Genomic DNA, 24,369 nt, shown 5'->3' with positions numbered 1-24,369 from the left:
TCTTTAAAACTATTAAGAGCATCTTGTTTAAATGGAACGTTGGCAAAATATTCAAAATGTAGTGGTTGTGGGGCTCGGTATTACCGGGCTCTCTGTCGTTAAACATCTCGTAAAATATCAGCCTCAAACGCATGTAAAGGTCATTGATACGCGAGAGCTGCCACCAGGAAAGGAATCTTTGCCTGAATCGGTAGAGCTGCATTCTGGAAGTTGGAATAGCCAATGGCTAGCTGAAGCTGACTTGGTAGTTGCTAACCCAGGAATTGCTTTAGCGACGCCGGAAATTCAAGATGTGCTTCAAGCAGGAACGCCTGTCGTTGGTGACATTGAGCTATTTGGCTGGGCAGTCGATAAACCTGTTGTGGCGATCACTGGTTCAAACGGTAAGAGCACCGTGACGGATTTGACTGGTGTGCTTGCTAAAGCTGCTGGGCTTAATGTTGGTGTTGGTGGCAATATTGGTATTCCTGCTCTAGACCTCTTAGAGCTTGATGCCGATTTATATGTCCTTGAGCTTTCAAGTTTTCAGCTAGAAACCACATCGAATTTAAACCTTGCCGCTGCGGCATTCTTAAACCTGTCTGAAGATCACATGGATCGCTATCAGGGCATGGCTGATTACCGTGAGGCTAAGCTAAGAATCTTTAATAACGCGCAGTGTGCGATTGTAAATCGTGAAGACAAAGAGACTTACCCTGACCAAACAATGCCATTGGTAACTTTTGGCCTAGATAACCAAGAGTTTGGTGTGTCAACGATTGATGGTAGTGAATGGCTGGTCGATAACGGTAAACCGGTCCTTACTACTCAAGATTTAACATTGGTTGGACGTCACAATGTGGCGAATACGTTAGTCTCTCTTGCACTATTGAAGCAAGTTGGTATCGACTACAACAAAAGTCTAGAGGCTTTGAAGGCCTATAACGGTTTGACGCATCGTTGCCAAGTGGTGGCTGATAAGCGCGAAATCAAATGGGTTAATGACTCCAAAGCAACAAACGTTGCCAGCACATTGGCGGCTCTGTCTGGTTTGGAGTATCAAGGTACGCTATATCTTCTTGTTGGCGGCGTGGGTAAAGGTGCTGATTTTAGCGAGTTGGAACCTGTATTAGCGCAACTTGAACGTGTTCAATTGTGTTGTTTCGGTGAAGATGCAGATCAATTCATGCCACTACACCCATCGGCACAAAAGTTCGATACCATGCAGCAGATAATCGAATCCATCTCGCCACAGCTGGTGGCTGGAGATATGGTGATGCTGTCTCCGGCGTGCGCAAGCTTCGATCAATTTAATAATTTCATGGCAAGAGGTGATGCGTTCACTGAGCTTGCTCATGAGTATGCTTAACGTGTTGAAGGACTAACATTCAGTGCAAAGAGTCAAAGAGATTAATCAATCCATCTGGCAGTGGCTAAACCGTGCTACTCCTGAGGCGCTTTACGATCGTCAATTGGTATGGATTGCTCTTGGGCTAATGCTGACAGGTTTGGTGATGGTAACGTCTGCTTCGTTCCCAATCAGTGCTCGTTTAACCGATCAGCCGTTTCACTTTATGTTCCGTCACGCGATCTTCCTGTTGCTCGCATTGGGTGTATCCAGTGTGATATTGCAAATCCCGATGAAGCGCTGGTTTCAATACAGTATGTACCTGTTGGGTTTATCCTTCTTCTTGCTGGTCGTGGTATTAGCCGTCGGTAAGTCAGTTAACGGTGCATCTCGCTGGATACCTCTTGGGCTATTTAACTTACAGCCTGCCGAGGTCGCTAAGCTTTCCTTGTTTATCTTCATGGCGGGCTACTTGGTTCGTAAACAAGACGAAGTGAGAAAAACCTTTTTTGGTGGTTTTGCAAAACCCATCATGGTGTTTGGTGCTTTTGCCGTCTTGCTACTTGGTCAACCCGACTTAGGTACCGTAGTTGTAATGTTGGTGACCCTGTTTGGCATGTTGTTCATTGCTGGTGCCAAGTTGTCACAGTTTATTGCCTTGATGGTCGCTGGTATTGCCGCCGTCGTTGGTTTGATCGTAATTGAACCTTACCGTGTTCGACGTGTGACTTCATTCTGGGAACCTTGGAATGACCCATTTGGTAGTGGTTACCAATTAACTCAGTCATTGATGGCGTTCGGCCGTGGTGATTGGATGGGGCAAGGTCTTGGTAACTCGATTCAAAAACTCGAATACCTACCAGAAGCGCATACCGACTTTGTATTTGCGGTCTTGGCTGAAGAGCTTGGTTTTGTCGGTGTTACCTTAGTATTAATGTTGATCTTTAGCTTGGTGTTAAAAGCTATTCTGATTGGCAAAAAAGCCTTCGAACATGATCAGGTATTCAGTGGTTATCTGGCTTTTGGTATTGGTATTTGGTTTGCGTTTCAGACGCTTGTTAACGTAGGTGCTGCATCTGGCATTGTTCCGACCAAAGGTCTAACCCTGCCGCTAATTAGTTATGGTGGCTCGAGTTTAATTGTTATGTCTGTGGCGGTATCAATGCTGCTGCGCATTGACCACGAATGCCGAATGCAACAAAAACAACAAGCTGACAATCAAAACGAATTAGTAGAATAAGAATCTAACGCGATGAAACAAAACAAAAAACTTTTAGTGATGGCTGGTGGTACTGGCGGTCACGTTTTCCCTGGGTTAGCAGTAGCGAAAAAGCTTCAGCAACAAGGTTGGGAAATTCGCTGGTTAGGCACAGCAGACAGGATGGAAGCGGATTTAGTGCCAAAGCATGGCATTGAGATCGACTTCATTAAAGTGAAAGGCCTGCGTGGTCAAGGCATTAGCAAGCTAATTAAAGCCCCATTCCAAATTATTAATGCCATACTTCAAGCAAAGCAGCATATCAAAGCATGGCAGCCTGACGTGGTACTTGGCATGGGTGGCTATGTGAGTGGCCCAGGTGGTATTGCGGCATGGCTATCAGGCATTCCAGTGGTTTTGCATGAACAAAATGCTGTGGCGGGTCTAACCAACCAGTGGCTATCTAAGATTGCGAAAAAGGTTTTCCAAGCCTTCCCTGGGGCATTTCCTACTGCTGAAGTAGTGGGGAACCCAGTTCGTGAGGACGTGGTAGCTTTACCGGAGCCTGAGCAGCGCATGGCTGAGCGTGATGGCGATATCCGCATTTTAGTTATGGGTGGCAGCCAGGGGGCTAAAATCCTCAACGATACTTTACCTATTGCGATGGCACAGCTTGGAGAAGGCTTCACTGTGGTGCACCAAGCGGGTAAGAACAATCAACAGCAAGTGATTGAACAATATAAATCACATTCTGTAGATAATGTTCAAGTGACTGAATTTATTGATGATGTGGCGCAAGCTTATGAGTGGGCAGATCTACTAGTGTGTCGCTCCGGTGCGTTAACGGTATCAGAAGTGTCTGCAGCCGGTGTCGGTTCTATTTTTGTTCCGTTCATGCATAAAGACAGACAGCAAGCACTGAATGCCGACCATTTAGTTGAATGTGGTGCGGCGTTAATGATTGAACAGCCACAACTGACAGCTGAAAAGTTAGCGAACACCATCGCTGATCTTGATAGAAATGAATTAAAAATGATGGCAACAAAAGCGCGTCAAGCAGCCAAGCTTAATGCTGACGTTACCGTCGCTGAAGCGATTAAAGCTTTAGCAAAATAATGAGACTGAATTGATGACGATTGAACATACCCAAGACTTAGCGCAAATCCGTGCAATGGTGCCAGAGATGCGCCGTGTTAAATCTATCCACTTCATTGGTATTGGTGGTGCTGGAATGAGCGGGATTGCTGAAGTCTTGCTAAATGAAGGCTACCAGATCACTGGTTCTGATATTGCTCAAAACCCAGTGACAGAGCGTTTAGTTAGCAAGGGTGCGACTGTTTTCATTGGTCACCAAGCAAGTAACGTTGCTGATGCAAGTGTGGTCGTGGTATCAACCGCTATCAACGAAGAGAACCCTGAGATTATTGCCGCTCGTGAAGCGCGCACACCTATCGTTCGTCGTGCAGAAATGCTGGCTGAGCTGATGCGTTTTCGTCACGGTATTGCCGTGGCAGGTACGCACGGTAAGACAACAACGACTGCTTTGGTTACACAGATTTACTCTGAAGCTGGCCTAGATCCAACGTTTGTAAACGGCGGTTTAGTGAAAAGCGCAGGTACCAATGCACGTTTAGGTTCAAGCCGTATCCTTATCGCTGAAGCTGATGAGAGTGATGCATCATTCTTACACCTGCAACCTATGGTGAGTATCGTAACCAATATCGAAGCCGATCACATGGATACCTATGGCGGTGACTTCGAAACACTAAAGCAGACGTTTATCGATTTCTTACACAACCTGCCATTCTACGGTCAGGCTGTGATGTGTGTGGATGACCCTGTTGTTCGTGAGCTTATTCCTCAGGTTAGCCGCCAAGTGATTACTTACGGCTTCTCAGAAGATGCGGATATCCGTATCGAGAACTACGTACAAGAAGGCCAGCAAGGTAAGTTCACAGTAGTTCGTGAAGGTAAAGCTAATCTTGATATTACGCTGAACATCCCAGGTCGTCATAATGCACTGAATGCATCGGCGGCAATTGCAGTGGCGACAGAAGATGACATCAGCGATGAAGCGATCCTAAAAGCGATGGCGGGAACCGAAGGTACTGGACGTCGATTCGATCACCTTGGTGAGTACGAAACTGGTAACGGTGTCGCAATGTTGGTGGACGATTATGGTCATCACCCAACGGAAGTTGATGTAACAATTCAGGCTGCTCGTAGTGGTTGGGCTGATAAGCGTCTTGTGATGATTTTCCAACCACATCGTTATAGCCGAACGCGTGACCTATATGATGACTTTGCTAACGTTCTTGAGCAGGTTGATGTCTTAATCTTACTAGATGTTTATTCTGCTGGTGAGAAACCTATTGCAGGGGCAGACGGACGCTCGTTAAGTCGAACTATTCGTGGGCGTGGTAAGATTGACCCAATCTTTGTGGCTGATATTAATACTCTGCCATCGGTTTTAGCTAACGTAATTCAAGGCGGCGACCTTGTACTGACGCAGGGTGCAGGCGATGTTGGTCGTGTGGCTAAGCAGCTAGAATCATTACAGTTAGACATTAATAAAATGAAGAACGTGTAGCAGAATACTGTCTACATACTGTGGTCAATCGCTCACTTCTTGCGATTGACCTAAAATTGACCAAAAATCTTATTATCAACGTTTGATAGTTTGATTTTGCTCAGTATAATTCATAGGTTAAAGTAAGTGCTTTTACCTCTATTACGAAGATAGGGAATAGAATTGCGAACCAACGACAGGGAAAGCGGGCTTTGGTAGAAAGTACTTTTAGCGAAAACCGCCACCTATTCAGTTTACCATCGCTCAAGAAACACGCTTTAGGCGGGTCTTTTTTTGTCATGGTATTGCTATTCATTGGGTTTCTTTTCTATACCACTCTGACTTGGATGTGGGACGATCAGCGATTGCCTCTCTCCAAAATAGTTATTCAAGGTGACTTAACTTATGTAACCGCTGGTGATGTTCAGCATGCTTTTGGCAAACTTGAGCATATTGGTACATTCATGTCGCAAGACATCGGTGTGTTGCAAGACAGTTTAGAAGCGTTGCCTTGGGTGTCAGTCGTCTCTATCCGTAAACAGTGGCCAGACACTATAAAAGTATTTTTGACTGAGTATCATGCGGCAGCAATCTGGAATGGCAACATGCTGTTGAATGATGATGGTCAGGTGTTTAATGGCGATATCGGCCTTCTGAAAGGCGATAGAGTTAAGCTTTACGGCCCAGATGGCACCAGCCAAGAAGTGATCGAAAAGTGGAGAAAGATAACCCCTTTGATTAACAGTCTAGGGTTAACCGTTACCTCACTTGTTCTCAACGAACGTCGCGCTTGGCAAATAATCCTAGATAACGGTATCCGTTTAGAACTAGGTAAAGATTCTTTAGATGAGCGTGTTGAACGCTTCATTTCGCTTTACAACGAACTTGGTAGTAAGGCGAATCAAGTGAGCTACATCGACCTCAGGTATGATACGGGAGCCGCTGTAGGCTGGTTTCCAGAGCAAGAGTTAGAAGAGAGCACAGATGACTAAGACCGCAGATGACAACATAATCGTTGGTCTTGATATAGGCACTGCGACCATATCAGCTCTGGTTGGTGAAATACTGCCTGATGGTCAAATCAATATCATTGGCTCTGGGCAAAGCCCATCCAGAGGTATGGATAAAGGTGGTGTGAACGACCTAGAGTCGGTAGTTAAGTCGGTTCAGCGAGCAATTGATCAAGCAGAGTTGATGGCTGAATGCCAAATCAGCAATGTGTTTATCTCGCTATCAGGCAAACATATCGCAAGCCGAATTGAAAAAGGCATGGGCACTATCTCTGATGAAGAGGTGTCTCAAGACGATATGGATCGAGCGATCCATACCGCGAAATCAATTAAAATAGGTGAAGAGCAGAGAATTCTGCACGTGATCCCACAAGAATTTACCATTGATTATCAAGAAGGGATTAAGAACCCACTTGGTCTGTCTGGTGTCCGAATGGAGGTGAGCGTTCATCTAATTTCTTGCCATAGCGACATGGCGAGAAACATTATTAAAGCTGTTGAACGATGTGGTCTCACAGTAGAGCAAATCGTGTTTTCAGGACTTGCCTCAAGTAATGCGGTAATTACTGAAGATGAGCGAGAACTCGGAGTGTGTGTGGTTGATATCGGCGCGGGTACAATGGATATTTCCATCTGGACTGGCGGTGCACTACGACACACAGAAGTCTTTTCCTACGCAGGAAATGCAGTAACCAGTGATATTGCCTTCGCTTTCGGTACGCCAGTGAGTGATGCCGAAGAGATAAAAGTAAACCATGGTTGCGCTCTGAGTGAGCTCGTTAGCAAGGATGACTCTGTTAACGTCCCAAGTGTTGGTGGTCGCCCATCGAGAAGTTTGCAACGACAAACTTTGTCGGAAGTGATTGAACCACGTTACACTGAACTTATGGGGCTCGTTAACCAAACTATCGATACGGTTCAATTACAGCTACGAGACGAAGGTATTAAACACCACCTTGCAGCTGGCGTCGTTCTCACTGGTGGAGCGGCACAAATTGACGGGTTGGTAGAGTGTGCGGAACGTGTTTTCCGCAATCAAGTTCGAGTTGGTAAGCCATTAGAAGTTAGTGGCTTAACTGATTATGTTAAAGAGCCGTATCATTCTACGGCGGTTGGTTTACTTCATTACGCAAGAGATTGTCAGATCAGTGATGAAGGTGATTACAGCGAACCTAAGCGTTCAGCACCTTCGATGTCTGGTTTATTTGGTAAATTGCGTAATTGGATACAAAAAGAGTTTTAACCTGAGTTGCAGGAAAAAACGGAGATAACACATGTTTGAACCGATGATGGAAATGTCTGACGATGCAGTAATTAAAGTCGTTGGAGTTGGTGGCGGTGGCGGTAACGCTGTTGAGCACATGGTACGTGAATCAATCGAAGGCGTAGAGTTCATCAGTGTTAACACTGATGCGCAAGCACTTCGTAAAACAAGCGTGAGCAGCGTGATCCAAATTGGTGGTGATATCACTAAAGGTCTTGGCGCTGGTGCAAACCCACAAGTAGGCCGTGATGCAGCTCTCGAAGATCGAGAAAGAATTAAAGAAGTTCTAACTGGCGCCGATATGGTATTTATCGCAGCTGGTATGGGCGGTGGTACTGGTACAGGTGCTGCTCCAGTTATTGCTGAAGTTGCGAAAGAGCTTGGTGTGCTAACCGTTGCTGTTGTAACTAAGCCATTTAGCTTTGAAGGCAAAAAGCGTCTAGCGTTTGCTGAGCAAGGTATCGAAGAGCTTTCTAAACATGTGGATTCATTAATTACGATTCCAAATGAAAAGCTACTTAAAGTACTAGGCCGTGGCGTTACACTGCTAGAAGCTTTCGCAAGTGCAAATGATGTACTTAAAAACGCTGTACAAGGTATCGCTGAGCTAATTACTCGCCCTGGTATGATCAACGTCGACTTCGCGGATGTTCGCACCGTAATGTCGGAAATGGGTCATGCAATGATGGGTAGCGGTATCGCAAAAGGTGAAGACCGTGCTGAAGAAGCTGCTGAAACGGCAATTTCTAGCCCACTACTAGAAGACATCGACCTAGCTGGTGCGCGTGGCGTTCTTGTGAACATCACAGCTGGCCTAGATATGCGTCTAGATGAATTCGAGACAGTAGGTAACACAGTTAAGGCATTCGCTTCTGATAACGCAACAGTTGTGATTGGTACTTCTCTAGACCCTGATATGACGGACGAAATCCGTGTAACTGTTGTTGCAACAGGTATCGGTACAGAGAGAAAGCCAGACATTACATTAGTTGCTGGTGGTAAAGCTAAGGTTGCACCAACTCCTCAACCACAAGTAGCGGCACAAGCTGCACCAAAAGTGGAAGAGAAAGTGGCACAGCCATTGCAAGAAAAAACTGAGGTAAAACCTCAAGTTAAGCCGCAGCCAACAACGTCGCCTGTTTCTTCAGGTACAGGCGCTAGCCAAAGTGCAGCACCTAAAGCTGAAAAAGAGAGCGGATACTTAGATATTCCAGCATTCTTACGACGTCAGGCTGATTAACAATTACCCAAAATTTGACTATCGTCGAATTAATGGTAAAATTCGCGGTCGGTAAATACTGACCGTGATTTGTAGCACTGATAACGAGGCAAGCAGATGATCAGACAACGTACTCTGAAAGAAATTGTGAAAACAACTGGTGTGGGTCTCCACTCTGGTCGTAAAGTCACACTTACTCTTCGCCCGGCAGCTGCAAATACAGGTATTGTTTACCGTCGTACTGATGTAAATCCACCTGTAGATTTTCCAGCTGATCCAGCATCAGTTCGTGACACTATGTTATGTACTGCTCTTGTGAATGACGAAGGCGTACGTATTTCTACAGTGGAACACCTTAACGCTGCTCTAGCGGGCATGGGCATCGACAACATTATTGTTGAAGTAGATGCACCAGAGATCCCAATTATGGATGGTAGCGCAAGCCCATTCGTATACTTGCTTCAGCAAGCGGGTGTTGAAACACTGAATGCACCAAAACGTTTCATTCGCATTAAAAAGCCAGTTCGTTTTGAAGACGGTGATAAGTGGGCAGAATTTGTACCATTTAACGGCTTCCGTATGGACTTTGAGATCGACTTTAACCACCCTGCAATTGAATCTGATGAGCAACGCTTGTTGTTTGATTTCTCTTCACAAGGTTTTGTGAAAGAGATTTCTCGAGCTCGTACTTTCGGTTTCATGCGTGATATTGAGTATCTACAATCTCAAAACCTAGTGCTTGGTGGTAGCTTCGATAATGCAATCGTACTAGACGAATACCGCATTCTTAATGAAGAAGGTCTACGTTTTGACAATGAGTTTGTAACTCATAAAGTGCTAGATGCGATTGGTGACCTATACATGTGTGGACACGCTATTATCGGTGAGTTCCGTGCATACAAATCAGGTCACGGCCTAAACAACCAACTACTACGTGCAGTACTTGCTGACGCAGAAGCTTGGGAATGGGCAACATTTGAAGAAGAAGCTGGCTCGCCAGTGGCTTTTGCTGAACCTGGAATGGTTTTAGCGTAATTGTTGTTTTCAACAATGTAAGATTTCGAAAACCAGGCTATCGGCCTGGTTTTTTTGTATCTATTTTCCAGATACAGTGTCATCAACATCCGAAAGTCATCGACTAATGGGCGCCAGTCTGGCTAATCCATCAGCAATTAGAAAGAAAAGTTCCAAGCACATCAAACAAATGGGGTTATAAATGGTCGTTGGTGTGAAAATTACTTACACTAAGGGGCATTAATTTTAACTCAAGCCTTGAAAACTCTACTCTCAAGTACAATATCAGAAATACTAGATTTATCTCAGTATCCTTGGTTAGTAACTGAAGACTGGTTCATCGCTAGTAGAGACTGACGGCATTTAAAATAGATCGCGGACGATCTGAGAACGAAGAGATTCCAAGCACATGATTACTAAGCTGCTGACAAAGGTAATTGGCAGTCGCAATGACAGAACACTGCGCCGCCTTAGAAAAATTGTAAAAGAAATTAATAACTACGAGCCAACGTTTGAAGCGCTTTCTGACGAAGAGCTAAAAGCGAAAACTGTTGAGTTTCGTGAGCGCTTAGATAAAGGTGAATCACTAGACCAACTTCTACCTGAAGCATTTGCTACGGTACGTGAAGCGTCTAAGCGTGTTTACGGCATGCGTCACTTTGACGTGCAATTGATTGGTGGCATGGTTCTAAATGCAGGCCAAATTGCAGAGATGCGTACTGGTGAGGGTAAGACTCTTACAGCAACTCTACCAGCTTATCTTAACGCCCTACCAAGCAAAGGTGTTCACGTAGTAACGGTGAACGACTACCTAGCTAAGCGTGATGCGGAAACTAACCGCCCATTATTTGAATTCCTTGGTATGACTGTTGGCGTGAACGTGCCAAACATGGCTCCGCCAGAGAAAAAAGAAGCATACCAAGCGGATATCCTATACGGAACAAACAACGAGTTTGGTTTCGACTACCTACGTGACAACATGGCTTTCCGTGCTGAAGATCGTGTTCAACGCGAACGCTTCTTTGCTGTAGTCGATGAGGTTGACTCAATCTTAATCGATGAAGCGCGTACACCTCTTATTATCTCTGGCCCGGCTGAAGATAGCTCAGATCTTTACACGCGTATTAACACATTGATTCCTCATCTTGAGCGTCAAGATAAAGAAGATTCAGAAGAGTACCGTGGTGAAGGTCACTACACCATGGACGAAAAATCTAAGCAGGTTCACCTGACTGAAAACGGTCAAGAATTTGTTGAAGAGCTAATGGTGAAAAATGGTCTGATGGAAGAGGGCGATACGCTTTACTCTCCAACAAACATCAGCCTACTGCACCATGTTAATGCTGCACTTCGTGCACACGTATTGTTTGAGAAGAACGTAGACTACATCGTAACTGAAGAAGGCGAAGTGGTTATCGTTGACGAACATACTGGTCGTACAATGCCAGGTCGTCGTTGGTCTGAAGGTTTACACCAAGCTGTTGAAGCAAAAGAAGGTGTGAAGATTCAGAATGAAAACCAAACGCTAGCTTCGATTACTTTCCAAAACTTCTTCCGTCTGTACGAGAAACTGTCAGGTATGACAGGTACAGCTGATACTGAAGCTTTCGAATTCCAGTCTATCTATGGCCTAGAAACAGTTGTTATCCCAACTAACAAACCTATGGTTCGTAACGATATGCCAGATGTGGTTTATCGTACAGAAGAAGACAAATTCAATGCGATCATTGAAGACATTAAAGACCGTGTTGCTGCAGGTCAGCCATCACTGGTTGGTACGGTTTCTATCGAGAAATCAGAGCTACTGTCTAACGCACTGAAAAAAGCAAAAATTAAGCACAACGTACTAAACGCGAAATTCCACGAGAAAGAAGCGGAAATCGTAGCGCAAGCAGGTACACCTGGTGCAGTAACCATCGCAACTAACATGGCCGGTCGTGGTACCGATATCGTGTTAGGTGGTAGCTGGCAGTCTGAAGTTGAGAAACTACAAAACCCAACTCAAGAGCAGATCGACAAGATCAAAGCGGATTGGAAAGTGGTTCACGACAAAGTACTAGAGTCAGGTGGTCTACACATCATTGGTACAGAGCGTCACGAATCTCGTCGTATCGATAACCAGTTACGTGGTCGTTCTGGTCGTCAAGGTGATGCAGGTTCTTCACGTTTCTACCTATCGATGGAAGACTCTCTACTACGTATCTTCACATCTGATCGTATGGCTGGTCTTATCCAGAGCGGTATGGATGAAGGTGAAGCGATCGAATCTAAGATGCTATCTCGCTCTATCGAGAAAGCACAACGTAAAGTTGAAGGCCGTAACTTCGATATCCGTAAGCAACTTCTAGAGTACGATGATGTAGCGAATGACCAACGTAAAGTGGTTTACGAGCTGCGTGATGAGCTAATGGGCTCTGACGACATCAGCGAAATGATCGAACATAACCGTGAAGACGTGTTTACGTCGGTTATAGATGAGTACATTGCTCCTCAATCGCTTGAAGATATGTGGGATATCGCGGGTCTACAAGATCGCCTGAAGAACGACTTCGACCTAGACTTTGATCTCCAAGGTTGGTTGGACGAAGACGACAAGCTTTACGAAGAAGCACTACGTGAACGTATCCTAGGCATGGCTGTTGATGCTTACAAACAGAAAGAAGAAGTGGTTGGGGCACAAGTGCTACGTAACTTCGAGAAGTCTGTAATGCTGCAAACGCTAGATGGTCTATGGAAAGAGCACTTGGCTGCGATGGATCACCTTCGTCAAGGTATCCACCTACGTGGTTATGCTCAGAAGAACCCGAAACAAGAGTACAAACGTGAGTCGTTTGAACTGTTTGAAGGTCTACTGGATGTACTGAAGTCAGATGTTATTACTATCCTTTCGAAAGTTCGCGTTCAGCAACAAGAAGAAGTAGAAAAGATGGAAGCGCAGCGTCAGGCTCAAGCTGAAGAAGCAGCGCGTCGTGCACAAGCGCAACACGCAACAGCAGAAAACCAGCTAGGTGATGATGAAGCAGAAGCAGCGTCGCCACAAACTGTAGTTCGTGATGAGCGTAAAGTTGGCCGTAACGAGCCTTGCCCATGTGGTAGTGGTAAGAAGTACAAACAGTGTCACGGTAAAATCAATTGATGCTTTGCTGTAAAGGCTGATAACTGCGTCGGCGATGCTCATTTACACTTGTAAACTCCGCGTCGCCTCCTTGTTCTCAACCATTACAGCTTTGCCTAAATATAATTTTATTTATTCAAGAGTCGCTTAGGCGGCTCTTTTTGTATGTGAAAATAATAAGGTTTCGATAGCGTCATCCTCGAGAGTGAGGGACGATCGAGTCGGGGATCTTTCGAACTAACAAAAGAGCAGATTCCCTATCTAATTCGTTCCTCATTGTAGTGAATGACGGTAGAGACATAGAAGGAACACCATCAATGAAAAGAATTCATATCGTAGCGGGTATTATCTTCAATCAAGATAAGTCACAGGTATTTATTACAAAGCGTCCAGATGATAAGCACAAGGGCGGTTTCTGGGAGTTTCCAGGCGGCAAGGTTGAAGAGGGTGAGACCATTGAGCAAGCGATGACTCGTGAGCTCGATGAAGAGATCGGTATCAAAGTGACTGAGCAGTCTCTGTTTGAGCACCTTGAATTCGATTACACGGACAAGTCACTTAAGTTCGATTTTATTCTCGTGACTGATTTTGAAGAGCAACCATATGGTAAAGAAGGTCAGCAAGGTGAATGGGTAAGCCTTGAATTATTGAATCAGTACGCTTTCCCTGAAGCAAATGTGCCAATTTTGGAGCGAGTAGTAAAAGAGTTTTCTTAATTGCTAGCCTGAGTTTGAGATTGTTGTTAGTTTAAAGAGATTAATCGAATGAACGTTGCCACAAGAGAACTGTGGTGACGGAAACCAAAACAATGGAGATATTCGCAGTGGTAAGAATTGCAATAGCAGGAGCCGCGGGTCGTATGGGCCGCAACTTGGTGAAAGCCGCTCATCATAACTCAGAAGCTAGCGTTGGCGCTGGCTCTGAACGTCCTGAGTCATCATTAGTTGGCGTTGATGTTGGCGAGTTATGTGGGGAAGGTCGTTTTGATGTTGCTCTTGTGGATGACTTGTCTAAAGCCATCGAAGAGTTTGATGTGATTGTCGACTTTACCGCACCTGTTAGCACGTTAGCGAATATTGAACTTTGTAAACGCCACGGTAAAAAACTCATCATCGGTACGACAGGCTTCTCTGAAGAAGAGAAGCAGGTGATTGATGCAGCCTCAAAAGAGATGCCTATCGTAATGGCACCAAACTACAGTGTAGGCGTTAACCTAGTATTTAAGCTGCTAGAAAAGGCCGCTAAAGTGATGGGTGATTACTGTGATGTTGAAATCGTTGAGGCTCACCACCGTCATAAAGTAGATGCACCATCGGGTACTGCTATTGGTATGGGTGAAGCGATCGCCGGTGCTATGGGTAATGAGCTGAATGATGTAGCGGTATGGTCACGTGAAGGCATCACGGGTGAACGTACGAAAGATGAGATTGGCTTCGCAACGATTCGTGCTGGTGACATCATTGGAGAGCATACTGCGATGTTTGCAGATATCGGCGAACGAGTAGAGATTACTCATAAAGCGACGGACCGAATGACCTTTGCGAATGGTGCGATCAAAGCAGCAGTTTGGCTCAATGACAAACCAGCGGGCTTTTATACCATGACTGATGTCCTTGGTTTGAATGACCTGTAAATAGATAATTATGCGCTGGCAATTGCCGGCGCTTTCTTTATTTGCTACCTTTAACTCTGTATTCTTGTTTCTCACCTCTCTCTTAAATCTACCTTTTAACATCATTTTTACCTCACTTTTCTTGTTGTTTTGTTGTCTTGGTCTTGTTTTTGGATTAGATCTTTAAATCTTCATGTTTTCTGTTTGTATTTATCGATTGCTTTTTGTTGGTGATGTTTTTAGTACTTAAAGACTGAGAAAAGTAATGGGATAAAATTGGAAAATCTCAATATAGTGCTTAATTGACCATGAAAGTTGAACTTTTGGAGCTTTGGGTAGATAAATTGAATTAGTGCGTACAAATCTTTAATTTCTTTTCCGTTAAATGTTGACACGTATCACGCACATCACTAAAATACCGCCAATTTGTCTAATTTCCATAAACACGCAGTTTCTGGTGTTACAGGAAGGTAGATTTGCAAATTAAATCAATTTTAATGCATATTTATTTCTGGAGGTTGTCTTGAAAAAGTCAGCACTACTTGTCCTAGAAGATGGGACAGTATTTCACGGTGAAGCCATTGGCGCTGTAGGTTCTGCAGTTGGTGAAGTCGTTTTTAATACCTCGATGACGGGGTACCAAGAAATCCTCACTGATCCTTCCTATTCTCAACAAATCGTTACCCTTACTTACCCTCACATTGGCAATACCGGAACCAATTCCGAAGACGAAGAATCCTCTTCAATCCACGCTCAAGGCCTTGTGATTCGCGATCTCCCTCTTATCGCTTCTAACTTCCGTAATGAACAATCCCTTTCTGATTACCTTAAGTCGCAAAACGTTGTTGGTATCGCTGATATCGATACTCGTAAGCTGACGCGTATTCTTCGTGAAAAAGGCGCACAGAACGGTTGTATTGTAGCGGGTAACAACCTAGACGAAGCTTTGGCTCTAGCTAAAGCAAAAGAATTCCCTGGCCTGAAAGGTATGGACCTTGCGAAAGAAGTTACAACAAAAGAAGCGTATCAATGGAAACAAGGTTCGTGGACGCTTACGGGTGGACTTCCTGAAGCGAAAGCAGACTCAGAATTGCCATACCACGTTGTTGCTTATGACTTCGGTGCAAAACGAAACATCCTACGAATGCTCGTTGACCGCGGCTGCCGCCTAACGGTTGTTCCTGCTGAAACTTCTGCTGAAGAAGTGCTTGCACTAAACCCAGACGGTGTATTCCTTTCAAATGGTCCTGGTGACCCAGAACCATGTACTTACGCAATTGAAGCGACAAAAGTGTTCCTAGAAAAAGGCTTACCAATCTTCGGTATCTGTCTAGGCCACCAAATTCTTGCTCTTGCGTCAGGCGCTAAGACAGTGAAGATGAAGTTTGGTCACCACGGTGCAAACCACCCAGTTAAAGATTTAGATCGTGATGTTGTGATGATTACTTCGCAAAACCACGGCTTTGCTGCTGACGAAGACACACTTCCTGAAAACCTACGTGCAACGCACAAGTCTCTATTTGATGGTTCTCTACAAGGTATCCACCGTACAGATAAACCAGCATTTAGCTTCCAAGGTCACCCAGAAGCAAGCCCAGGTCCAGAAGACGCAGCGCCGTTATTCGACCACTTCATTGAACTAATTAAAAAGCACACAGCGTAATTCGGAGTAGTAGACAATGCCAAAACGTACTGACATTAAAAGTATTCTAATTCTAGGTGCTGGCCCGATCGTTATCGGCCAAGCATGTGAGTTCGATTACTCTGGTGCTCAAGCTTGTAAAGCGCTTCGCGAAGAAGGTTACCGAGTTATTCTTGTAAACTCGAACCCAGCGACCATCATGACTGACCCTGATATGGCTGATGCAACTTACATCGAGCCTATCCAATGGGAAGTTGTTCGCAACATCATTGCGAAAGAGAAGCCAGATGCAGTTCTACCTACAATGGGTGGCCAAACAGCACTTAACTGTGCACTAGACCTAGAGAAACACGGTGTTCTTGAAGAGTTCGGTGTAGAGATGATTGGTGCAACGGCTGACGCTATCGATAAAGCAGAAGATCGTTCTCGTTTCGATAAAGCGATGAAGTCTATCGGCCTTGAGTGTCCACGTGCGGATACGGCGAAAACCATGGAAGAAGCTTACGGCGTTCTAGATATGGTTGGCTTCCCATGTATCATCCGTCCATCATTCACTATGGGTGGTACTGGCGGTGGTATCGCATACAACAAAGAAGAATTTGAAGAAATCTGTCGTCGTGGTCTGGATCTATCTCCAACCAACGAGCTTCTAATCGATGAATCTCTTATCGGTTGGAAAGAGTACGAGATGGAAGTGGTTCGTGACAAAGCGGACAACTGTATCATCGTATGTGCGATTGAAAACTTTGACCCAATGGGCATCCACACGGGTGACTCAATCACAGTTGCACCAGCACAGACGCTAACAGACAAAGAATACCAACTGATGCGTAACGCATCTCTAGCAGTACTGCGTGAGATTGGTGTTGAAACGGGTGGTTCTAACGTACAGTTTGGTATCAACCCGAAAGATGGCCGTATGGTTATCATTGAGATGAACCCACGTGTATCTCGTTCTTCTGCACTAGCATCTAAAGCGACAGGTTTCCCAATCGCTAAGATTGCAGCAAAACTGGCTGTGGGTTACACGTTAGATGAACTACAAAATGACATCACGGGTGGCGCAACACCAGCATCATTCGAACCAACAATCGACTACGTAGTAACTAAGATTCCTCGTTTTAACTTCGAGAAATTTGCAGGTGCTAACGACCGTCTAACGACGCAAATGAAGTCTGTTGGTGAAGTTATGGCTATCGGCCGTAACCAGCAAGAGTCTCTACAAAAAGCACTTCGCGGCCTAGAAGTTGGCGCGACAGGCTTTGACGAAATGGTTGACCTAGATGCGCCTGACGCACTAACAACAATTCGTCACGAACTAAAAGAAGCTGGCGCAGAGCGTATTTGGTACATCGCGGATGCATTCCGTGCGGGTATGTCTGTAGATGGCGTATTCAACCTAACGCAAATCGACCGTTGGTTCCTAGTTCAAATCGAAGACATCGTTAAGCTTGAGCAAGAGCTTAAAGCGAAAGGCTTTGCTGGTCTGAACAAAGACGAGCTTAACAAGCTGAAGCGTAAAGGTTTTGCGGATGCACGCCTATCTAAGATTCTAGGTGTAGCGGAAAGCGAAATTCGTCGTCTACGTGACCAATACGACATCCACCCAGTGTACAAGCGCGTTGATACGTGTGCAGCTGAGTTCTCTTCAGATACGGCTTACATGTACTCATCTTACGATGACGAGTGTGAGGCGAACCCAACAGACAAAGACAAGATCATGATTCTTGGTGGCGGTCCAAACCGTATCGGCCAAGGTATTGAATTTGACTACTGTTGTGTACACGCATCACTAGCTCTACGTGAAGATGGCTACGAAACTATCATGGTTAACTGTAACCCTGAGACTGTTTCAACGGATTACGACACTTCTGACCGTCTGTACTTCGAACCAGTAACTCTGGAAGATGTACTAGCAATCGCTCGTGTTGAAAAGCCAAAAGGCGTTATCGTTCAGTACGGTGGTCAAACGCCACTTAAACTGGCTCGCGCACTTGAAGCGGCTGGCGTGCCAATCATCGGTACTAGCCCTGACGCAATCGACCGTGCAGAAGACCGTGAGCGTTTCCAAGTTGCTGTTGACCGTCTAGGTCTTCTACAACCAGAGAACGCGACAGTAACAACAATGGAACAAGCGGTAGAGAAATCTCGCGAAATCGGCTTCCCATTGGTTGTACGTCCTTCTTACGTGCTTGGTGGTCGTGCGATGGAAATCGTATACGACGAGCAAGACTTACGTCGCTACTTCAACGAAGCTGTAAGCGTATCGAACGAATCTCCAGTTCTTCTTGATAGCTTCCTAGATGACGCGGTTGAAGTGGATATCGATGCTATCTGTGACGGTGAGCGCGTAGTTATCGGCGGTATCATGGAGCACATCGAACAAGCGGGTGTTCACTCAGGTGACTCAGCATGTTCTCTTCCTGCATACACGCTAAGCCAAGAAATCCAAGACGTAATGCGTGAGCAAGTTGAAAAGCTGGCGTTCGAGTTGGGTGTTCGTGGTCTGATGAACACGCAGTTTGCTGTGAAGAACAACCAAGTCTACCTAATCGAGGTTAACCCTCGTGCAGCACGTACGGTACCGTTCGTATCTAAAGCAACTGGCGCACCAATCGCTAAGATTGCAGCACGTGTAATGGCGGGTCAATCGCTAGAGTCTCAAGGCTTTACCAAAGAAATCATCCCACCTTACTACTCAGTGAAGGAAGTGGTACTTCCATTCAACAAGTTCCCAGGTGTTGACCCACTATTAGGCCCAGAAATGCGCTCTACTGGTGAAGTTATGGGTGTTGGCGCAACGTTCGCAGAAGCTTACTCTAAAGCAGAATTGGGTTGTGGCAACATCTACCCAGAAGGCGGCCGTGCACTTCTTTCTGTTCGCGAAGGCGACAAAGAGCGCGTTGTAGACCTAGCATCTAAGCTATCTAAGCTTGGCTACCAGCTAGACGCAACACACGGTACAGCAGTGATTCTTGGCGAAGCGGGTATCAACCCACGTCTAGTAAACAAGGTACACGAAGGCCGTCCTCATATTCTTGACCGTATCAAGAACAACGAGTACACCTACATCGTGAACACTGCCGCTGGCCGTCAAGCGATTGAAGACTCTAAAGTTCTTCGTCGTGGTGCACTTGCTGAGAAAGTGAACTACACAACTACGCTAAACGCAGCGTTTGCAACGTGTATGGCTCACACAGCTGACGCGAAGACGACAGTAACTTCTGTTCAAGAGCTACACGCACAGGTAAAAGCTTCTCAAGCTTAATTTGTCTTAGCTTAGCTAACTGAACTGAAGTTAGCGGATATAAATGCTCAAAGCCCACTCTTCGGAGTGGGCTTTTTTATGTCTGTGATACAGCGTTAGTTAAATGATGAATATTTGGAATAGGTTAAAATCTTGTGTTTCGTTATTGATCGCCTGCTCAGGATGGTAAGTTGTCGCTACACGAGACTTTGAGGCGTTGGGCATATGGAAATCACTCTGGAAATATTGGCTATCTTATTTGTTGTCGCAACGGCAGCTGGCTTTATCGATGCGATGGCTGGCGGTGGCGGGCTACTGACTTTGCCAGCACTACTCGCAGCGGGAGTCCCACCGACACAAGCCCTAGCAACTAACAAGCTTCAAAGCTCTTTCGGCAGTTTTTCCGCAAGCTGGTACTTCGTGCGTAACGGTATCGTTAGTATCAAGGAGATGCGCCTCGCTATTTTGTGTACCTTCATTGGCTCGGCGATTGGTGCAGAACTCGTTCAGTTCATTGATGCGAGCTTATTGACCAGCGTGATCCCACTGCTGCTGATCGCTATCTCACTCTACTTCTTATTAGCACCACAAACTAAAGCCTCTGAAGGTAAGCAGAAGATCTCTGAAGCCATGTTTGCTTTGTGTATTGGCGGTGGTGTTGGCTTTTACGATGGCTTCTTTGGGCCAGGTACCGGCTCTATCTTTACTGTCTGCTTTGTCGCAATTGGTCATTTCTCTTTAGTCGATGCGACCGCTCGTACTAAGGTGTTGAACTTTACCTCTAACATCGCTGCACTGATCTTCTTTATTTTGGCAGGCTTGCCAATTTGGGAACTCGGCTTAGTGATGGCAATTGGTGGCTTTATGGGGGCTCAGCTAGGCGCTAAAGTGGTGGTGACAAAAGGGCAGAAGTGGATTCGCCCTCTAGTGATTGTGATGTCGATGCTAATGGCTTCTAAACTGCTTTGGGAACAGCATCAACAATGGATTCTATCAGTGTTTTAACCCGTGGAGACTGATAGCTATTTGGTCTCACGCAGATATGAATCGGTCGAATTAAGCCCGCTAATTCTGGGAAACTATACAGATATTGAGATTCAATATTGAGTGTTTTTACGATAGATAGTGGGATCAAAGCAGGTCCTGTCCCACCTAATGCAAGCTGCGCCGCTGCGGTGTAAGCGTCCATTTCCATCAAAGGTTTAATGCCAAACTTTTCTAATACTGAAAGTTGGTAAGAGTTGGCTGGGTTAGTCATGTCATTCGTGATGACTTTGGGTGGAAGCCCGTTCAACGGCAGTTTACTTACAATGTAAAAGGGCTCGTCGAATAGATGAAACGTCATTAATCCATGATGTGGCGGCAACAAGCCTGCGCATAAACCTAGGGTTGCCTTACCGGACTGAACTCGCTCGATGATTCTGGGCGTATGGTTGGTGGTTATGGTGATGTATTTATCTTGTTGGATAAACAGCCCCATCATTTCACCTAAATAGCCGGCGATCAGAGACTTAGAGCTGTCTAAGGTGATGAGAGTGGTATCTTCCAGTTCTTGCTGTTCATAAATAAGACCACGAAGTTCATTGAACGTAGGCCCAATACTCTCGATCAGTGCTATTGCATCTGGCGTGAGTTTTATCTGCCGACCGCTCGGCTCAATAAGCTTTTTTCCCAACTTCTTTTCTAAGTTAGCAATCCGTTTGCTTACCGCTGATTGGCTGATATACAGCAAGCTGCCAGTGCGGCTCATGGTTTTGGCTTTACTCAAAACCAAGAGAGTTTCGATTCCTTCGAGTAGCATTTGATGGTATTCATGAAAGTTGGGAATGATACCTCCAACTTATCTCAATCAAGGCCGTTGCTCTAGCTTTTGTTTATGAGTTCTTGAACCAAGCTGGCGATTCTTGAACCGTAGTATTGAGCAGTGAGCAAGTCATTGTGGTTAACGTTATCTTCACCATCATCGATACTAGACACTAAACCAATGTTTGAGCCAGTACGGTTTAACCCTAAATTATCTGTGTGTCTTGATGCGTCTAAGCCAACCCAAAGCATTCCGTGCTGGCAAGCTAGAGTGAAAAAGCTAAGCAAGGTTTGTTGTTGCTCTCCATTAAGACTTCCGCCTGTGGTGAATCCAGCAGCGAGCTTGTTTCGCCATAGCTTCTTGCAGTAGTTATCACTGCTCGCATCCATAAAACTTTTAAACTGAGCGGCAGGTGACCCCATATAGGTTGGAGCGCCAAAAACGATCGCATCGCAAGTGTCTAAGAGTTTGAGCTTTTCGTCGTTGTTATATCGGCCTTCAATGACCTCCGAAGGCAGCACTTCAATGAGTAAGGCAGAGTCAGGTAGCTGTGTGTTTACACCCTCAGCGATTAGTTCGGCGACTTGCTTAGTTGCGCCGCATTTAGAAAAGAAAACAATTCCAATTTTATTACAGCTCATCCTAGAACCCTCATCGTTAGTAAATGAATATCTTTATAAAGTTATCTGTTTACTAATATAGCCCGTCAATTGGTTAAGTAAATAAAAAGCATTACTAAGTTAAAAGTAGATATGTGGAAGTGACTTGAAGGGGAGAGGAAGAGCAGATCGCGAGGTGGCAAGATTAAAAAAGGCCCCTCAGCGGAGCCCTTCTTTTAACGATAGCTTATTTAATCGCGAACGTTGGCAAAGATAAGTGCCAACGAATGGCGCCAAGTCTAATCAACAATGTAGAGAACACGCCAGCTAGGAATGCCGTCTCTGAATCGTGGCCCATGCGAATAGCCATAGTGTGGAATGCACCGCCGATGATACAAGCGGTCGCGTAGACTTCGCTTCGTAGGATCATCGGTACTTCACGAGCAAGTACGTCACGAATAATACCGCCGCCGCAGCCTGTAATTACGCCCATGATAATGGCAACCAATGCTGAATCTTGGTACGCCAAGGCCTTTTCAACACCAATGCCAACGAACACAGCTAAACCTATGGCGTCACAGACAGGGAGGATCCACCATGCCAAACGCTTGGGGCGTCTTACGATAATCATAGTCAGTAAGCAGGTACCGATAATGACCCAAAGATAGGTGGTATCGGTTATCCAAAATACGGGAGTCGCGCCGAGTGCCATGTCTCGAATTGTACCACCGCCAATAGCGGTTACACTGCCGAGAACGGCGACACCAAAAGGGTCCATTTTTAGGCGGCCAGCGACAAATACGCCAGAGATAGCAAAGATGGCAGTGCCAAATAAATCGATAATATAAAGCAGCATGGAATCCATGATACTGGTGCTCTTATTGTTAAAATTGTAGGGACAGGTCGGTGGCGAATTGTACGAAAAAACAGACTAAAAAGTTAGTGATTTTCTCTGACTCTATCGAAGTAATCGCACACTTGTTGGATCGCTTGCAAAGTTCGGGTTGTTGGGCGATTAATCCAGTCTGAGTTGAGTGACCATATCTGATTTTTAGCGACGGCTGGGATCTCTTCTTCCCACGATTGCCACATGGTCCCATTCTCAATAGCGTGCTGAGAAGTGAAGATCACCTGAGGTTTATTCAGTACGACTTGCTCAATACCGACTTGCGGGTAGGGGGAAGCACTGTCTTCAAAAATATTTCGGCCGCCACAAAACTCAAACACTTCGCTTGGCCAGTGTCCTTGTGCCACGGTGATAATCGGTTTTTCACTCAGCTGGTAGAAGTAGCTGACCTGCTCCGCATCTTTGTATTTTAGCCTTAATGCGTTGAGCTGTTCTTTGTACTGCTTAGCATTATTCTCACCGATACTTGGATCGCTGGCGTATTGGCTAAGCTGTTCAATATTGGTCGCGATACTGTCTAGGCTTTTGGTTTTCGAGTAATAAATATTAAAACCAAACTGCTCCAGTTTCGCCAGTTCTCTCGGTGGGTTACCCGCTGGCCAAGCAAGGATAAGATCTGGTTGCAGCGCGATGATTTTCTCAACCTTGATGCCTTGATAATTTGCCACTTTTTCTAGCTTATCGGCTTGTGGTGGGTAATCACTTCGTTCACTTACGGCAACTAGGCTATCGCCTAAACCCGCACTGTATGCGAGTTCTGTGGCGTGAGGGGCTAGGCTGACCACACGTTTTGCTGTGGTTACTTCGGTTGCAAGCGTGCTTGGTATCCATAAGCTAAAGCTAATCGCGAAAGTTGCACATGATGTAACAAGTTGAGAGGGTTTCACTTTAAATCCCTTGGTGAATAATGAGTAAGGCTAGGCTTTGTAACAATATCCAGATAGCGATGCGTCCAAATAATAGCTTTTGAACCTGCGATAAGTGCAGTGCGGATGGTGCGATTCTGCCGCCTAATTTTGCGCGAATAGCTTTGGTGTCGTTGTAAATTGCTGGGCCACCGAGTGATAGCTCAAGCTTGTTCCCCACAGAGGTAATCAACCACGCAGGGCCTGGCAGAGGCCAAGAGCGACTTTGAGTGAGCATCATCTTAAATGTGTGAGATGCTTTATCACCGCATACGATCATCAAGGCAAATAAACGCATTGGGATAAATTCGAGGATAGCGACAATCTTGATTGCCGTTGAGCCAAAAGGAGAGAACTGCTTGCGGCTTGGTGACCAAGCTCGGGCTAATTCGACAATCAGACGATACATTAATGCCGCGATTCCGCCTCCGATGGCGTACCAAAATAGGACACAAACCACATTACGACCGTAGCCCATGATGATAGTTTCAGCTCCAGCTTTCCCAAGCCCTAACGATGATAGTGAATCGGTTTGGCGATTGACAATCGGGGCCAGTAATTGACGTGCTGTCGCTTTATCTTCTCGGCTAAGTGCTTTGATGAGTTGGTTCGCTAGCTTTTCATTGTTACGCCAATCAATAGCGAGCAGTAACAAAGCCAGTTGGAACAGTTGAGTCTGCCAAACCAGAGGTTGCAGTGCCAAGAGAATAATCAGAGTTGGAAGTACCATTAACCCCCAGGCTAAGGTGCCGGAGATAAGGCTTTGAGAGTAACTTTGATTGTTGTTGACCTTAGTTGCTAGTAGTTCAGCAAACTTATGCCATAAGGTCGTGGGGTGTGCGGCATGAGGGATCGGTAGAATCAAATGAAAAAGCAGTGCTCCCCACATTACAAGGAGCACGCCATTTGCAAATACCTGATCAAACAGTGTTTGCAT

19 protein-coding genes are annotated in these 24,369 nt (G+C 45.5%); 14 read left to right on the top strand and 5 right to left on the bottom strand.

Features of this window, described 5'->3' with window-relative positions:
• Positions 1-31: 31 nt before the first annotated feature.
• From murD to L0991_11100, 14 genes are all read left to right on the top strand, one after another.
• Entirely contained in the window at positions 32-1,348 is a 1,317-nt protein-coding gene (gene murD, locus L0991_11165; GenBank protein XGB61967.1) for a UDP-N-acetylmuramoyl-L-alanine--D-glutamate ligase, read from the top strand.
• A 22-nt stretch (positions 1,349-1,370) separates the two neighbouring features.
• Positions 1,371-2,567 (top strand): cell division protein FtsW, encoded by a 1,197-nt coding sequence (gene ftsW / locus L0991_11160; GenBank protein ID XGB61966.1) that lies wholly within the window; start codon positions 1,371-1,373, stop codon positions 2,565-2,567.
• Between the two features lie 12 nt (positions 2,568-2,579).
• The gene (gene murG / locus L0991_11155; protein ID XGB61965.1) at positions 2,580-3,641 is read left to right on the top strand and encodes an undecaprenyldiphospho-muramoylpentapeptide beta-N-acetylglucosaminyltransferase; all 1,062 of its coding nucleotides are present in this window, start codon (positions 2,580-2,582) and stop codon (positions 3,639-3,641) included.
• A 13-nt stretch (positions 3,642-3,654) separates the two neighbouring features.
• Entirely contained in the window at positions 3,655-5,115 is a 1,461-nt protein-coding gene (murC, locus tag L0991_11150; protein ID XGB61964.1) for a UDP-N-acetylmuramate--L-alanine ligase, read from the top strand.
• Between the two features lie 191 nt (positions 5,116-5,306).
• Entirely contained in the window at positions 5,307-6,086 is a 780-nt protein-coding gene (locus L0991_11145; protein XGB61963.1) for a cell division protein FtsQ/DivIB, read from the top strand.
• Positions 6,079-7,347, top strand: a complete 1,269-nt coding sequence (gene ftsA / locus L0991_11140; GenBank protein XGB61962.1) for a cell division protein FtsA — start codon at positions 6,079-6,081, stop codon at positions 7,345-7,347. Before L0991_11145 ends, ftsA begins: the two co-directional genes overlap by 8 nt.
• Before the next feature lie 31 nt (positions 7,348-7,378).
• On the top strand, positions 7,379-8,608 hold the full coding sequence (ftsZ, locus tag L0991_11135; GenBank protein XGB61961.1) for a cell division protein FtsZ: 1,230 nt from the start codon (positions 7,379-7,381) through the stop codon (positions 8,606-8,608).
• 96 nt (positions 8,609-8,704) lie between these two features.
• A complete protein-coding gene (gene lpxC / locus L0991_11130) occupies positions 8,705-9,622 on the top strand; it encodes a UDP-3-O-acyl-N-acetylglucosamine deacetylase (protein ID XGB61960.1) in 918 nt (305 codons plus the stop codon).
• A 388-nt stretch (positions 9,623-10,010) separates the two neighbouring features.
• The gene (secA, locus tag L0991_11125; GenBank protein ID XGB61959.1) at positions 10,011-12,737 is read left to right on the top strand and encodes a preprotein translocase subunit SecA; all 2,727 of its coding nucleotides are present in this window, start codon (positions 10,011-10,013) and stop codon (positions 12,735-12,737) included.
• 296 nt (positions 12,738-13,033) lie between these two features.
• A complete protein-coding gene (mutT, locus tag L0991_11120; protein XGB61958.1) occupies positions 13,034-13,432 on the top strand; it encodes an 8-oxo-dGTP diphosphatase MutT in 399 nt (132 codons plus the stop codon).
• Between the two features lie 92 nt (positions 13,433-13,524).
• Positions 13,525-14,349: a 4-hydroxy-tetrahydrodipicolinate reductase gene (gene dapB / locus L0991_11115; GenBank protein XGB61957.1), complete on the top strand. Its 825-nt coding sequence runs from the start codon at positions 13,525-13,527 to the stop codon at positions 14,347-14,349.
• Between the two features lie 502 nt (positions 14,350-14,851).
• Entirely contained in the window at positions 14,852-15,991 is a 1,140-nt protein-coding gene (gene carA, locus L0991_11110) for a glutamine-hydrolyzing carbamoyl-phosphate synthase small subunit (GenBank protein XGB61956.1), read from the top strand.
• 16 nt (positions 15,992-16,007) lie between these two features.
• A complete protein-coding gene (carB, locus tag L0991_11105; protein XGB61955.1) occupies positions 16,008-19,238 on the top strand; it encodes a carbamoyl-phosphate synthase large subunit in 3,231 nt (1,076 codons plus the stop codon).
• Between the two features lie 204 nt (positions 19,239-19,442).
• Positions 19,443-20,222, top strand: a complete 780-nt coding sequence (locus L0991_11100; GenBank protein ID XGB61954.1) for a TSUP family transporter — start codon at positions 19,443-19,445, stop codon at positions 20,220-20,222.
• On the opposite strand, the gene L0991_11095 is transcribed toward L0991_11100, so the two are convergent.
• From L0991_11095 to L0991_11075, 5 genes are all read right to left on the bottom strand, one after another.
• A complete protein-coding gene (locus L0991_11095) occupies positions 20,173-21,018 on the bottom strand; it encodes a LysR family transcriptional regulator (protein ID XGB61953.1) in 846 nt (281 codons plus the stop codon). The genes L0991_11100 and L0991_11095 overlap by 50 nt on opposite strands.
• Positions 21,019-21,080: 62 nt before the next feature.
• Positions 21,081-21,662, bottom strand: coding sequence for a flavodoxin family protein (locus L0991_11090; protein ID XGB61952.1), 582 nt, complete (start codon positions 21,660-21,662; stop codon positions 21,081-21,083).
• Between the two features lie 205 nt (positions 21,663-21,867).
• Positions 21,868-22,485, bottom strand: coding sequence for a TRIC cation channel family protein (locus tag L0991_11085; protein XGB61951.1), 618 nt, complete (start codon positions 22,483-22,485; stop codon positions 21,868-21,870).
• A gap of 74 nt (positions 22,486-22,559) precedes the next feature.
• The gene (gene btuF / locus L0991_11080) at positions 22,560-23,414 is read right to left on the bottom strand and encodes a vitamin B12 ABC transporter substrate-binding protein BtuF (protein XGB61950.1); all 855 of its coding nucleotides are present in this window, start codon (positions 23,412-23,414) and stop codon (positions 22,560-22,562) included.
• 1 nt (position 23,415) lies between these two features.
• Complete coding sequence (locus L0991_11075) at positions 23,416-24,369, bottom strand: cobalamin biosynthesis family protein (GenBank protein ID XGB61949.1); 954 nt, start codon at positions 24,367-24,369, stop codon at positions 23,416-23,418.

It is taken from the genome of Vibrio chagasii (assembly GCA_041879415.1).
GTDB lineage: Bacteria > Pseudomonadota > Gammaproteobacteria > Enterobacterales > Vibrionaceae > Vibrio.
This window is presented reverse-complemented; position numbering and strand designations above follow the sequence as displayed.

Coding starts and splice junctions, on each gene's coding strand:
- secA (XGB61959.1), top strand. CDS start 10,011: ATGATTACTAAGCTGCTGACAAAGGTAATTGGCAGTCGCAATGACAGA.
- carB (XGB61955.1), top strand. CDS start 16,008: ATGCCAAAACGTACTGACATTAAAAGTATTCTAATTCTAGGTGCTGGC.
- L0991_11100 (XGB61954.1), top strand. CDS start 19,443: ATGGAAATCACTCTGGAAATATTGGCTATCTTATTTGTTGTCGCAACG.
- murC (XGB61964.1), top strand. CDS start 3,655: ATGACGATTGAACATACCCAAGACTTAGCGCAAATCCGTGCAATGGTG.
- L0991_11095 (XGB61953.1), bottom strand. CDS start 21,018: ATGCTACTCGAAGGAATCGAAACTCTCTTGGTTTTGAGTAAAGCCAAA.
- L0991_11075 (XGB61949.1), bottom strand. CDS start 24,369: ATGCAAACACTGTTTGATCAGGTATTTGCAAATGGCGTGCTCCTTGTA.
- murG (XGB61965.1), top strand. CDS start 2,580: ATGAAACAAAACAAAAAACTTTTAGTGATGGCTGGTGGTACTGGCGGT.
- L0991_11090 (XGB61952.1), bottom strand. CDS start 21,662: ATGAGCTGTAATAAAATTGGAATTGTTTTCTTTTCTAAATGCGGCGCA.
- murD (XGB61967.1), top strand. CDS start 32: ATGGAACGTTGGCAAAATATTCAAAATGTAGTGGTTGTGGGGCTCGGT.
- lpxC (XGB61960.1), top strand. CDS start 8,705: ATGATCAGACAACGTACTCTGAAAGAAATTGTGAAAACAACTGGTGTG.
- ftsA (XGB61962.1), top strand. CDS start 6,079: ATGACTAAGACCGCAGATGACAACATAATCGTTGGTCTTGATATAGGC.
- L0991_11085 (XGB61951.1), bottom strand. CDS start 22,485: ATGGATTCCATGCTGCTTTATATTATCGATTTATTTGGCACTGCCATC.
- mutT (XGB61958.1), top strand. CDS start 13,034: ATGAAAAGAATTCATATCGTAGCGGGTATTATCTTCAATCAAGATAAG.
- dapB (XGB61957.1), top strand. CDS start 13,525: ATGGAGATATTCGCAGTGGTAAGAATTGCAATAGCAGGAGCCGCGGGT.
- ftsZ (XGB61961.1), top strand. CDS start 7,379: ATGTTTGAACCGATGATGGAAATGTCTGACGATGCAGTAATTAAAGTC.